The sequence below is a fragment of the Arcicella rosea genome (assembly GCF_014204325.1).
Lineage (GTDB): Bacteria > Bacteroidota > Bacteroidia > Cytophagales > Spirosomataceae > Arcicella > Arcicella rosea_A.
Genome location: NZ_JACHKT010000007.1, coordinates 141,349 through 156,318 on the forward strand (window position 1 = coordinate 141,349; position 14,970 = coordinate 156,318).

The following is a 14,970-nucleotide window of genomic DNA, read 5'->3' on the forward strand; positions in this document are numbered from 1 at the left end:
AGTCTTTTTTACAAAAGAGAAGACAGCTTGATATTTACTGATTGCAATTGATTTGAATCAGGATAGAAGCGTTTTCAACAAAAGAGGTCGGCATTTCTACCGACCTCAATATTAATAAAGTGAAATTTTCAGGAGTAAATTACTGCTTCAACACCTTAAAGGTAGCTTTTCTGCCATCTTTTTGAATGTTTAAGAAGTATGTTCCCGATGGTATTCTTGATAAATCTACTTGTTTCTGTACTCCTCTTAATGTTTGTTCTTGAACGACTTTCCCAACAAAATCAATTAATTGAACATCCAATTCTTTATCATTACTTTCAATATTTAATACATCAGAAGCAGGATTCGGGAAAATATTGATACCCATTTTACCCAATTCATCTGTACCAGTAATCAGTTCTATTCTTACGGTTGAAGGACTTAAAACTGTTCCTGTTCCACAGACACTATTAACCACAGAAAATAGGCGATAAACAGTATTAGCCGTTGGATTAATAGTTAAAACATAATCATTTGTATTAATAGTGATTGCTTTAGCACTTACTTCATCACTACCGATGGCAAAAGTAAACGGTGGTGTTCCCGTAAGTTTAATACCAATTGAGACTGGTTTATTTTCATTAAAATAATACGAGCTACTATCAAAACGTGCGGTAATACCTTCTAAGACTGAAAATGGATATTTATTCGTTGTACTTGTTGCATTAGAATCACTTGCAATTACTCTGATACTATAGCCCATACTCGGAACTAAATCTGAAGGCAATTTTGCAGCTAGAATATTTTTTTCTTTTTCTACTGTTTCAAGGCTCTTAAAGTTCTTTCCTGTGTTATCCGATAATTGAACTGTAAATTTGTTATTAGCTGAAAACGTTCCAACAGTATAAAAAGGAACATTAATTGTTGAACCCGCACAAATTACACTTGAAATAAAATATTCTTGGAAGTTTACTTGTTTGTTTGAAGGTGGATTTACTGTAATCGTAGCAGAGCCATCCACTTTTCCTAAACCACAAGCATTTCTAACAGTCTTAACTGTGAAGGTTTCTGTTTTGAGTGGTGCTAAATATATCGTTGGTACTGTACTATAAGAGTTAAATTCTAATATGCCAGTTTTTCCATTGCTTAGTTCATAATTAATATATTCATAATAATATGAATTTGTGTTTGGTTTATAGCTATCGTTATTTCTCAAAATAAGATAGGTATCAGTTCCAGGATTAATTGTTGAAGAACCCATTAAAGTCATATCAAGTTTATTTGCTAAAGCAATGGTTGTAATAGTTTTAGTTTGGTATGGATTAGAACTTTCCATTTGAATTTTATAAGAACCTCTTTTCAAATCACTGCCAAATGTTACATTGTAAGCACCATTCTTTGTACTGCTCAATAATTCTGTTTTGGTATTATTCTCATTAACAGCATAGACTTTGAAAACATTATCAGCTTCGAATGTTCCTTTTGAATCTAAATTAACCTTTAATGTTGCACCAGCACAAGTACTAAGTCCACTATACATTCCTTCAAAATTCATTGAAACAACAGGTTTTATATTCACTTTCACACTTCCTGATACTTTCCCTACTCCACATTCATTGATTGCAGAAGTTAATGTGTAAGTGGTTGTTTCTGTAGGATTTTTGTATTCCTCAATATAATTATAACTATTGTAGCCAATTGTTTTGAAGTTTTTATCATCTTTAATTATATATTTTAATATATTCCCATAAGAATTATCTCTGCTTGTGTTTGAGTAAATATAAACGCCATTTCCAACTTCTATTTCTGTCACAGTAGCTCCTCCGTTAAATTGCAAAGCTAAATTGTTTGGTGCAGTTTTAAAGTTTACTGTATTTACATCCGACTTAACGCTATTATCGTTACTAACGATTCTAATATTATAACTGCCTGCTTGCTGAAATTTACTCGGAAAACTTACAAGCACAGGGCTTTCCGTAATCCCTGTTTGTATAGTAGTATAAGTAGTATCTGAAGCATTTGATATTTGTACCGAAAAAGTTGTACCAGAAGGTACTTGTCCTTTTACATTAAATGGTATTAAAATCTTATCTGTTAAACATTGAATACTATTATTGTTATAATTACTATTAATGTTCAACATATTTTGAATAGAATACGGCGCTACTTTAAACGTGATATCATTATTTTTTACCGTTCCAACACCACAAATATTACTGATAGATTTTATTCCAAAAGTGGTAGTCTTGTAAATATTAAAGTTATAATATTGTGTAGAAGTACCATCATAAGTATAGGTTTCTATAGTCTCCGTTCGCCCATCTTTATAAGTAACCTGCTGGTTTCCACCACCTTTTAGACTTAATGACAAACCTACATAGTCTCCAGGATTATAAACACTTGTGTAATAAGTATTATATTCAGCAGTGGGTAAGGCTCTGACATAAAGTTTAATTAAATTACTGTATAATAATGGATTACTCGAAGAAACTCTTATGTCATATTCTCCGGTTGGTAAATTAGAAGGAATTGTAATTTCCTTCTCTCCAGCAGTAATTTTCCCTAAAGTTCTATCATTATATGAACCATAACTATTAATTAATTCAACAGTAAATTGATTATCATTACCGTATTTTCCTTCTGTTAAAACCGATAAATCTACTTTTGCTCCGGTACAAGCCTCAATACTTGTAGTTTTTTTTGATGAAATCTGAATGCCATATTCAGCATTTTCTACAGCTACATATTTATACTGAGAAGAAATTGAGTTATTCGTTCCACAAGCATTAGTAATAGATTTAATGGCAACAGTACTTGATTTAGGAATGTACATTGAAATACCTACTTCAGACTTCCAATTTTTATAAAAATCCGTGTACTTGTATTTTGTATCATCCAACATCGTTATTTCATAAGGTCCATTACCATTTAGGATTACATCAATATTAGTTGATTGAGGTTTTTTAAGATTAATAGTCACACTAGAATAACTATTATTGATATTTGCAGATGGGAATGCAGAAATCCTAATATAGTTTGGACTAAACGTAGTTGCAGGTATGTCATCTGTAAAAACGGAGGCATAAAAAGAAGTGTTATAAAAGGTTGCACTTAGATTGCTTGGAATTACAAAAGAAGCCACATTGTCGCTAATTACTTTTCCAATAACCTCTAAATATGTGTCATTATAACCAAAATAATTATTATTAGTCAATTTAATTTTAACAGCACTTCCAACTGGCAATGAGGCATTTGTTGAAAACTTTACTTCAGCAGTAGCTCCTTCACAATATTTAGCTTCTTTTAAAGAATCTGTTTTTATGGCTTTATTGACCGTTATTGAAACTTTGTTTACACCCGAACCACTACCACATTCAGAGGTAAAAGATTTAATAAAATATTGTGTTGTCGTTTTGGGCGAAATCGCAAAATTGAATGAAGAAGTATAATCACCAACACTGCCATATCTGTAAACTTGTCCATCGCTTAGCTCAACAAAGTAGTTTCCGTACCCGTTAAGAGAGACTTTTAAATTCATCACTTCTCCGTATTTCATAGAAGTACTTTCAGTGGTTAAATCAACTTTTGATTCATTATGAACATAAAGTTGACTGAAAAAAAAGTCCGATTCAATATTATTATCACTAGCAGTCACCTTTACTCTGTAAGTAGTATTTGGAATATTGTCACTAAGTGTAGCGGTCATCAAATCATCGTTTTCTGTAACATCCAAATCATAAAATTTTGAACTATTATTATAATCTTCTAGACGAATTTTGAATTTATTAGCAGTACTCCATTTTCCTGTTTTCTGTACCTTTAGTGTTACTTTACTATTCTTACAAATATGGTTTTGAGTAAGTCCAAGAATCTTCAGGCTATTGTCAACAATTTTAATATCTACACTGCCCGTACTTTTACCAATGCCACAAAGGTTACTTGTACTTAAAATTTTGTAAGTACCCGATTTACTGGTAGCCACCATAATATTTTGAAGCGTACCATAACTATTATCTATTTGGAAATATGTACTATCGCTCATTAATAATTTAACAGGCGTCGTACCAGTGTTTTTTACACTCATTGATACAGCTTCATTCGGGAAAAGCGTCTTCCGCTGAATATCAACAATTTCTACATTTGCAGGCAAATAAATATACGTAGAGAAGTCACTACTCGTAATGGCAGGCGATGAACTTACAATTCTTAAACTAGCATAATTGCTGTAGTTATTTGAAATGTTAAACACTTCATCAGGTAACGAAGCAATTAAATAACCCGAAGAATCTTTTGCAGCCACATCTACCCAAGTGCCTGAATAACCCGACTTTACTTGTACTTTAAATACATTATCTTGGTTAAATGTTCCTATGGTGGTGTAGGCTAGGTACACTTTATTGCCCAAACAAATATTTGAGCCAGATGCGGGAGAAATTCGTGAAATCCCAATAGATTGTCCTTTTACAGCAAAAGTGAAGAACATCAGGAGTAGCAGTAGTGGTAATTTTCTAAACATAGACGTTTAATTTTTGTGTGATTTTATAATGTAAATAGAAATATGAATTGTATGGTCAGTATTTAAACTGACCACGTCAAGATGTTTGTATTATTGTTTTAATACTTTAAAAGTAGCTTTTCTGCCTTCTTTTTGAATGTGTAAAAAGTATGTTCCAGATGGTATTCTTGATAAATCTACTTGTTTTTGTATTCCTCTTACTATTTGTTCTTGAACGACTTTCCCAACAAAATCAATTAATTGAACATCCAATTCTTGATCATTACTTTCAATATTTAATACATCAGAAGCTGGATTCGGGAAAATATTGATACCCATTTTACCTAATTCATCTGTACCAGTAATCAGTTCAATTCTTACTGTTGAAGGACTTAAAACTGTTCCAGAAGGACAAACTTGGTTGTTTAGACTATAAATTCTATACGCCTTAGCCACAGTAGGGTCTATCGTAACAGGGAAATCATGGCTTGTTGCGTTGTATTCTTTCAGATTGATTTCGTCGGTTCCCATGTAAAAAGTAATAGGAAGTGCCCCTTGTAGCTTTACATTAATTGCGACAGGTTTTATTTCATTAATGTAATAAGTACTTGTATCAAAACGAGCAGTAATTCCTTCATAAAAATGAATTGGGCTGGTATTTGTAGTACTTGTAGCATCATTATCGCTTGCTAATACTCTTATTAAATAACCATCTCCAAGCGGAACGCCGGTAGGTATTTTGGCTTTTAGTGGGCTTCGTGTTCCTTCTGTAACAAGATTTTTAAAGTTTTGCCCAGTTTTATCTGATAATTGAACGGTGAAAGTATTATTAGCAGAGAATGTTCCTCTGGTTGCAAAATAGATTAAAGGTTCAGTACCAGTACAAATACTTTGTAAATAGTTTTGATAAATTACTTGTTTATCAGATGATGGATTCACCCTTATTGTAGCCGCACCAGTAGTTTTCCCTTCTCCACAAATATTTGAAATTGATTTAATGGTAAACGTTTCAGCAGCATTGACATACATTGATATTCTGGTGAATCCTTCACTGTTAAATCCACTAATTGTACCTTTTGTACCATTACTCAATTCATAGTTCAATAATTCATTATCACTCGTAGGAGAACTCGTAGCATTATTATTTTTAAGAACAAGCTGTACAAAAGTTCCTGTATTAACTATTGCTCCACCAGACAAAGTTACATCAGCCTTATCTGTGATGACGATATTAGCTATTTCCTTTACCATAGCAGGATTAGTACTTTCAAATAGGAGTTTATAATTTCCTCTTTTAAGATTATTCCCAAATGGTATTTTAAAATTACCATTACTTGTTGACTTCAGTAATTCAATTTTCTCGTTATTCCCATCAAGAACATATACCCTGAAAACATTATCTGGTTCAAATGTACCTTTAGAAGTAAAGGCTGCATTAAGTGTTGTTCCTAAACAATAACGATTATCAGTATTTCCTGCAATCACCATGTTTAAAACAGGTTTTACCGTAACTTTCACAGTACCAGAAACCTGACCAGCACCACATTTATTATTAATATAAATCAATTTATACTCTTTACTTTCCATAGGATTTAATTGATAGCTATAGTCATTAGTCCGTTCGCTCAGAGCCATTTTATTGTACTTATTATCTTGGATAATAAAAGAAAAAACGCCATTAGCTGGGTTTTCATCCTTTACTTTGAGTATAATTGATTCTCCAGCATTGATAGTCATAGTATTTGAACCTCCTTCGTTTAGTTGAAGTGTCGCTTTGGGAGTATCCGCAACTGAAATGACAAATTCATTCGATTGAACTTTACCATCATTGCTAACAATACGAACTTTGTACTCACCAGCTGATAAATTACTCGGTAATAATGCTGTAGCTGGACTAGCCTTTACATTCGAATTCATGGTTTTAAAAGAGAGTTCGTTCTCTTTAGCAATTTGTATAGAAAGATTCTGGTTAATATCACTTTTTGAAAAGATTTCAAAAGGAATTGAAATCATTGTATTTGTGCAATAACTATTTAGCGTTACTTGTGGGGGAGGAATATTTAGTCGAAAAGGCTCTACTTTGATAGTTAAGTCTTTTGATAGCACTGTACCTGCTCCACATTGGTTAGTAATAGAGGATATTCCAAAAGATGTAGATTTATTGAAAACTTTTTTATAAGACATCCTAGTATATCGCTCTTCTGAATGAAAGATTGTTTTACTTCCATCTGTAAAAACTACTTCGTTGGGTCCATAAGCATCCTCAAGTGTTGCTCCAAATCCAACTACTTCTCCTTCTAATACTTTTTCATAAGGAGATTGTAAACTAATCTTAGCTTTCGCTTTAACAAAAAATCGGATAGAATTACTAATTTCACTTGAGTTACTGGATTTCACTCTAATCGTATAAAAACCACTCGTTAGTGTTGTAGGAATCTCTACTTTAGACTTTCCACGTTTCACCGAACCTAAAGTACTTATTTCTTCAAGATTTTGATTGTATAAACTTACTGTAAATAATTGGTCACTATTGAAATCATTTGAAGTTAGCAAATTAATTTCATGTGTTTCTCCTACACAAATTGCTTCATTTTCAGCAAAAGTTGAAAGTAACTTTAATGCCTTATTAGGATTTGTAACTTTTATATTAAAACTCCCCGAATGGCTGTAATTTGTACCACAAACATTAGTAAGTGATTTAACTGTAATTGTTTTTGATTTATCAGCATACACAGGAACAGAAACTTGTAAACTCCTTCCTTGCGTGCCCCAGAAGTCATTGGCTACCAATTTTGTACTATCTGATAGTTGTAATTCAAAAGGAGTTCCTCCATAAACATTTATCGGAAGATTTACAGTTTGAGGACTGCTAAGAGTAATGTCATTGCTTGCAGGATATATTCCTGTCTGTGGTGGGGCAATAACAGAGATGAAATTCGGGCTTTGAGAAGTACTAGGTAACTTATCTGTATATACAGTAGCAAATACTTTGTTCTTGAAAAGAGTCCCAAAAATGTATGGATCAATGATGAAAGAAGCTGTTTTGTCTTTAATAACCGTTCCAATTACCTCAACAAATTTACCAGTGTAGATATCAACACCGTCCCCAAATTCATAAACATTATATAATTTAACCTTTACGGTACTTCCAATAGGGAGTTCTGCATTGGTCAAAAACTTTACTTCACAGGCTGTTCCAGCACAAAATTGTCCAGCTTTTAAAGAATCTGTTTTAATACCATCTAATACAGTAATTTTTACTTTATTTTTCCCTGAACCATTTCCGCAAGTAGAGCTAAAAGATTGAACATAATACTCTGAAGTTTTTTGAGGATACAATTCAATATAGGATTGATTTTCTTCATTGGAGGCGAAATTTTCGATAACCGTTCCATTATTGAGCTGTACTTTAAATTTTCCATAACCTTTGAAGGTGAGTAAAAGGTTTGTCCTTTCTGCAAAGTTCACCGTTGATGAAACAGTTGTTATTTCTGCTGATGGTTCTTCATGAACATTAATTGCATACGTAAAACTATTTGATATTACACCAAGTTTTTTGGCTACGACTTGCAATCTATATACTCCTCCAAGAAGTTCTTGATTAACTTTGGTAGAAAAAACTCCATCATTTTCTGTTGCTTCAAAATCAAAAGCTCTATTACTATTGATTAATCTGATATAAAATTTCTCATCAGATGCCCATTTTCCTGTTTTTGTAGCATATACTTCCAAATTCCCATTTCTACAAACTTCGATTGTGGGCATTCCTGTAATCGTAATTTTATTTTCTAGCACTGTAAAATCAACGCTACCTGCTGTTTTACCAATACCACAAACATTACTCACACTCAGAAAACGATAATTCCCTGATTTAGAAGGTTTAATTCCCAAAGCATTATCTAAATTTCCAGTATAATAGTAGTAATAGCTTTTGGTGGTGCTATCGCTAGAGAAAATTGTAACTGGACTAGAACCTTTTGTTTTTAAATTGAGCGAAACCTCTTCAAATGGATAAATGGTATTTTTGGAAACACCAGTTATCTCTAAAGATGGTAATGAGTATAGCATAAAATTATAATTCCTACTGCTTGCTACAGGAGCTGTGGAAACAATCCTTAACGATACACTAGGATTTGGTTCTGTGTATTTTACACTTAATTCGGTTGGTAAAGTAGCTACTAAATACCCTGAAGAGTCCACTGCACTGACATCATCCCAAGTACCATCGCTTCTGCCTACTTGTATTTTAAAAGTATTCCCCTGATTAAAGGATACCGTTGAACGATAAGAAATGATGACTTTTTGCCCTAAACAGCCATAGTATGAGTACGCCTGTCCGTTGACCTCTTGTATTTCAATACTTTGCCCCTGTGAAACAAAAGTGAAGAAGATCAGGAGTAGTGATAATTGTAGTTTTCGTAACATAGAACGATATTATGATAGAGTTATAGTTATGTAATAAATGTTGACAAAAATATTTCAATTATTTCTAATATCCCAACTAATTAACAATACTTTATCAAATGGTACTTATCACTTTTAAATGGTTTACCGTTTAATAAAAATTGAAGCCTTTAAAACATGTTTTTAGGCTTTCTCTCTATCTTTGATTCTTCCGTTTAAGTCCAACATTTCTCTTAATAATTTCTAAATCATCATTTACTATGGGTAAATTAATTGTTGTTTTTGTGCATGGCTGGAGTGTCACAAATCTTGATACTTATGGCGAGTTACCGATTCGTTTACACAACGATGCGAAAGCTGAGGGCTTTGATATTCAAGTTGAAGAAATCTTTTTAGGACAGTACATCAGCTTTCATGATGAAGTACGGCTTAAAGATATTTCTAGGGCTTTTCAAACTGCGGTTTCTGAAAAATTGAATGCAGAAATCACTGCTGGCGAAAGATTTGTTTGTATTACGCATTCTACGGGTGGGCCTGTGATACGTGATTGGTGGGAAAGATTTTTTAGAAAGAAGGAAAAGTCTTGCCCGATGAGTCACTTAATTATGCTTGCCCCTGCCAACTTTGGTTCGGCACTTGCTCAGTTAGGCAAAGGAAGAGTTGGTCGATTGAAAGCTTGGTTTAGTGCTGTTGAACCCGGACAAGGTGTGTTAGATTGGCTTGAATTAGGAAGTTCAGAGGCTTGGAAACTAAATAAAAGCTGGATTGAGTCGGATGAAAATGAAATTAAGCCCGAAAACGTTTTCCCATTTGTACTTATCGGTCAATCAATTGACCGTAAACTTTATGATAATCTTAATGCTTATACTGGAGAATTAGGTTCTGATGGTGTTGTGCGTGTTGCAGCGGCTAATTTACAGAGTAGTTATGTGAAATTAAAACAGCCTTATCCAACGAATGAAAGACCTATTAACACTGGTGATTTTGAAATTGAAACATATAAACAATCCCCAAAAATACCTTTGAGAATCATTAAAGGGAAATCTCATTCTGGTCATGAAATGGGAATTATGAATAGCGTAAAGGAGAAAGATAACGACAAAGTAACAAGTCAGGAGACATTGAAGGCTATTTTAGATTGTATTAAGGTAAAAACAAAAGCAGATTATGATAAACTCTACAAACAATTTGAAAAGGAAACCAAAGAGGTTTTGAAAGAAGAACAATTGGAAACTGTTTCTAGTTTTTTTACATCAAAACGTTACTTTATTCATGACCAATACTGTATGGTAATTTTTCGGGTTATTGATACTGAAGGAAATCCTGTAAAAGATTTTGATTTACTAATTTCAGCAGGAGATGAGAATAACCCAAACCATTTACCTGAAGGCTTTTTCCAAGACCGTCAAAAAAATAAAAACAATCCTGAAAACATTACTTATTACCTCAATTATGATATTCTAAAAGGAATAGCGGCAATAAAAGATGGTAAAAAAGACGTTCGCCCTAAACAAAAAGGAATTGATAAATTAGGGTTAAAAATCGTTCCACGCCCATCAGATGGTTTTGTTTATTACGCTCCTTGTGAAATCAAAGCCGACCAAACCATGTTTGACTATGTACTAAAACCCAACAGTACCACTTTGGTAGAAATTGAGTTACAAAGAATTGTAAGTAAAGAAGTTTTTCGAATGAATCCGATGAATGATTTGCCTAATGATGGCGACTTCAAGCATGTAAAACCCGGAGATGAAATTTTAACTGAAATGTAATTAATTTTCAAGTCTGAAAGTTTTAAAGCTTTCAGACTTGACATTTTATCCTTTATTAAACTCCGTATTTTCCTTTATTTTTTTTCCCCATTTTTCTAATACACTTACCAAAAAATCAAGATTGATAGGCTTGCTGATATAATCGTCCATTCCAGCCGCTTTGCATTCTTCTCTATTTTCTGCTAGGGTATTGGCAGTCATAGCAATAATCACAGGCTGTTGCATTGGTTTGGAACGAAGTTTAATTGTTGCTTCTATTCCATCCATTTCAGGCATTTGCATATCCATCAATATTAAATCATAATGTTTTTTCTCAAATGCCTCAAGCACTTCTAGTCCATTTTCTGCCAAATCTGCCTCAAAACCAAGCTTGCTTAATACTTTCAAGGCTAGTTTTTGGTTCATTACATAATCTTCGGCAATTAAAATTTTCATTGGATAATGCGTCGCAAAATCGCTTTGTAATTTCTGTGTCTGGGTAGTCGGCACTAGTTTATCCACTGTTTTGGTTTGCTCACTCCTGAACAAATTATCATGAATACTTTTACAAAGAATATGCTGTTTAACGGGTTTCATCAAGACAGATCTAAATAAATCTGGATACTCTTTGTAAAAAGTATCTGAAATAGAACTTAATAAAATAATTGGTATCGTTGGTCTCTGATTTTTAACGGCTAGGGCTAATGAAATACCATCAATATCAGGCATTTGCATATCAGTAATGACTAAATCAAAATGTTGACTTGTATTGATTAAAGTAATGGCTTCTTTTGGACAAGAAAATAATGTCACCTGCATATTCCAATGCTCTAACTGTCCTTTCAAAATAGATAAATTTGTATTGTTATCATCTACCACCAATACTTTTTTATCTCTCAATACTTCAAGATTGAAAGGCAAAGTAGTAAGTTGGGCTGAACTAACTTTTGTTTTAATTTCAAATTTAAAGGTTGTGCCTTTACCCACAGTACTTTCTACTCGAATGGTTCCTTCCATTAATTTAATTATTTTTTCGCTAATAATTAATCCCAAACCTGTACCACCATATCTTCTGGTAGTTGAAGAATCTACTTGTGAAAAAGGTTTGAAAAGTTTATCTAATTTATCTGATGGAATCCCAATGCCTGAATCTTTTACTTCAAAACCTAATACTATTTCATCATTTTCCTTACTTTCCTCTAAAAATACTCTTACAAATACTTCACCTTTGTTCGTAAATTTTATCGCATTTCCAATTAGATTGAGTAAAACCTGACGTAAACGGTGGTGGTCTCCAACAATCTGAGCAGGTACATTCCATTCAATTAAATAAAGTAAATCCAAATTAAGGTTAGCTACTTTGGCAGCAAATACGTCTAATACTTCTTCTATACAATTTCTAAGATTAAAATCATGTAAATCAAGTTCCATCTTACCCGATTCAATTTTAGAAAAATCTAAAATATCATTAATAACCGAAAGTAAACCTTCGCCACAAGCATGAATAGTATCCGAATAACTTTTTTGTTCTTCGTTCAAAGGTGTTTCCTCTAACAACGATGCCATACCAATAATACCGTTTAGTGGCGTTCTGATTTCGTGGCTCATCGTTGCCAGAAAAACACTTTTAGCTTTGTTGGCACTTTCTGCTTCTTCTCTGGCTTTGTGTTCTTCTTCGGTAGATTGTAACAATTGCGCTGTTCGTAAGGCTACTTCCCTTTCAAGTTTTGAGTTTTGAGCTTTTATTAAATTAATTCTGTACTTATAAAAGTAGGTTGCCAAGCCAACAATCATCATAAATACAAATGCTTTAAACCACCAAGTAGCCCAATAGGGCGGTAGAATTTCGATACTTATCGAATTACCCTCTTCATTCCAAAGTCCATCATTATTAGAGGCTTTCACCCTGAAAACATATTTCCCTGGGTCAAGATTGGTGTAAGAGGCTCTATGACGATTCCCAATATAATTCCAGTCGGTATCAAAACCTTCTAGTTTATACGCATAACCATTTTTTTGAGGTAGAATATAATTCAGTGCCGTAAATTCAAACGAAAAGAAAGATTGCTTATAATCTAAGACAATTTCTTTTGTATAATTGATATGGGTAGAAAGTGGCGAATCCTTTTCTCTGGGGATAACTGATTTATTGAATATTTGAAAATCAGTCACAAAAACTGGTGGAAGAAAAGTATTATAACGAATGCTATCAGGATAAAAAGCGTTTACGCCATTTGGGCCTCCAAAATACATTTCTCCATTTTTGGTTTGACATGCAGACCTCGGTTTAAACTCATTTCCTTGTAAACCATCTGAAGAATTGAAAGTTCGGAACGAATTTTTCTTTGTATTATATTTTGTAATTCCTTTGTTTGTACTTATCCAAAAATTCCCGTTTTTGTCCTTCAAAACAGCATTGATAAAAGCATTAGGTAAGCCATCTTTTTCTAAAAAAGTTTGAAAGGTTTTTGTCTTCAAATTCATCAAACACAAGCCATCTGTTGTTCCAATCCATAAAAAACCTTCTTTGGCTTTTACAATTGTCTGAATATTATTGTTACACAAACTATTAGAACTATTGGCATTAGCTCTAAAATGAGTAAAGGTTTTTGTTTTTTTATTAAAAAGTTCCAAACCATCCTCAGTACCTACCCAAAGTTCGTCGTTTCCGTTTTCATAAAGAGCTTTCACATAATTATTACAGATACTTTTAGGATTCTGAGCATCGTGCAAATAGTTAGTAAATTGCTTATTTTTAATATCATAATAACCTAAACCGCCTGTCCAAGTACCTAGCCAAAGGTTATTATCATGACTCCTCGAAATAGCAAAAATACTATTCGACGAAACTGAATTTTTATTTTTCAGATTAGGTAAATGATGTATAAATTCTTTAGTTTTAGTATTAAACAAATCAAAACCACCAATAAAAAAGCCCAAAGCCAACCAATCCTTGTCTATTTCTACCACCGACAAAACATAGTTTGAATTAATACTATTTTTATTACTTGGATTCTTTTTATAGGCGGTAAAAGTATTGGAGTTTTTATCAAGTACGTTCAAGCCACCTCCATCTGTACCAAACCAAATTTTGTTTTCGCCATGTTCTATAACGCTCAATATGCTACTATTATTCAAGCCATTTTTTTCGACAGTCTGTTTTAATAAATTAAATTTATTACCATACTTTGGCAAAAAATTAATGCCCCCAGAATAAGTACCAATCCAAATGTTTCCAGTTTTATCTTGATACATACAATAGACAGAATTATTGCTTAAACTATTTGGGTCGTTGATGTCAAAAGCAAGCGTTTTAAATTTCTCAGTTTTTGGATTAAAAATACTGATTCCTCCGTTTTCTGTACCAACCCATAAATTCCCATTTTTATCTTCCATAAAAGAGAGAATATCGTCGTATGCTAAACTTGCTGGATTATTTGCATCATGTTTGTAGGTTTTAAAAGTATTGTTTTGAGGATTGTATTTGGAAATGCCTCCTGTTAAAGTACCTACCCAAAGGTTGTGTTTACTATCAACAAAGATTGTGTTTATCCAATCTGAACCAACGGTTTTTGGATTATTATTTTCATGAAAATAACGTGTAAATAACTTACTTTCATGATTATACTTATTCAGTCCTTCTTTTGTACCTATCCAAATATTTCCAGTTTGGTCTTCACCAACGGTATATATAAAATCGCTACTGAGACTATTTTTATTGTTTTTTTGATGCTTAATGACAGTAAATGTCCCTTTCTGTGTATCAATCAAGTATAAACCCGTTGTAGTTCCAAGCCATATTCTTTTCTTACTATCCTCAAAAATATCTCGAACAGTTACATGATTGCCTTCTTTAAAAAAATGTTCAAAAATACCTTTTTCACGATTAAATTTATCTAAACCTACTGTGGTAGCAACCCACAGATTTTTCGCATGGTCTTCCAAAATATCATAGATATAATTATTACTAAGGCTTTTGTTATCTCCTCTGGTATGTTTATAAATTGTGAACTTAGCCCCGTCATACTTATTAAGTCCCTCGTCGGTAGCAAACCACATAAATCCTTTTTCCTCCATCAAAATCGCACTCACATGACTTTGTGAGAGGCCATCTTCTGTAGAAATACGCTTAAATACTGGTTTTGGGGCTTGCGAAAAAAGGATTGAATGCTGAAGTACAGTAAAAATTAATGAAAATATATGCTTGTATCTCATAATTAGCAAAATGAACTTTAAGTTTTAAAATTAGAATAGCGGTTAGTCAACTACCCCAATATTGTATTATCTAATGGAAAAATAGCAAAAATTTTATTGAATATATTATTTTACCTAAACTTAATA

4 protein-coding genes are annotated in these 14,970 nt (G+C 32.8%); 1 reads left to right on the forward strand and 3 read right to left on the reverse strand.

Annotation, left to right across the window (positions count from 1 at the left end; all coding sequences use genetic code 11):
• Positions 1-139: 139 nt before the first annotated feature.
• A complete protein-coding gene (locus HNP25_RS06900; protein ID WP_184132385.1) occupies positions 140-4,495 on the reverse strand; it encodes a T9SS type A sorting domain-containing protein in 4,356 nt (1,451 codons plus the stop codon).
• 90 nt (positions 4,496-4,585) lie between these two features.
• Complete coding sequence (locus tag HNP25_RS06905; RefSeq protein WP_184132388.1) at positions 4,586-8,899, reverse strand: T9SS type A sorting domain-containing protein; 4,314 nt, start codon at positions 8,897-8,899, stop codon at positions 4,586-4,588.
• Positions 8,900-9,138: 239 nt separating this feature from the next.
• Here HNP25_RS06905 and HNP25_RS06910 point away from each other — a divergent pair, with 239 nt between their 5' ends.
• The gene (locus tag HNP25_RS06910; protein ID WP_184132391.1) at positions 9,139-10,650 is read left to right on the forward strand and encodes an esterase/lipase family protein; all 1,512 of its coding nucleotides are present in this window, start codon (positions 9,139-9,141) and stop codon (positions 10,648-10,650) included.
• A 45-nt stretch (positions 10,651-10,695) separates the two neighbouring features.
• On the opposite strand, the gene HNP25_RS06915 is transcribed toward HNP25_RS06910, so the two are convergent.
• On the reverse strand, positions 10,696-14,844 hold the full coding sequence (locus HNP25_RS06915) for a hybrid sensor histidine kinase/response regulator (RefSeq protein ID WP_184132394.1): 4,149 nt from the start codon (positions 14,842-14,844) through the stop codon (positions 10,696-10,698).
• Between the last annotated feature and the right edge of the window lie 126 nt (positions 14,845-14,970).

Coding starts and splice junctions, on each gene's coding strand:
- HNP25_RS06905 (WP_184132388.1), bottom strand. CDS start 8,899: ATGTTACGAAAACTACAATTATCACTACTCCTGATCTTCTTCACTTTT.
- HNP25_RS06900 (WP_184132385.1), bottom strand. CDS start 4,495: ATGTTTAGAAAATTACCACTACTGCTACTCCTGATGTTCTTCACTTTT.
- HNP25_RS06910 (WP_184132391.1), top strand. CDS start 9,139: ATGGGTAAATTAATTGTTGTTTTTGTGCATGGCTGGAGTGTCACAAAT.
- HNP25_RS06915 (WP_184132394.1), bottom strand. CDS start 14,844: ATGAGATACAAGCATATATTTTCATTAATTTTTACTGTACTTCAGCAT.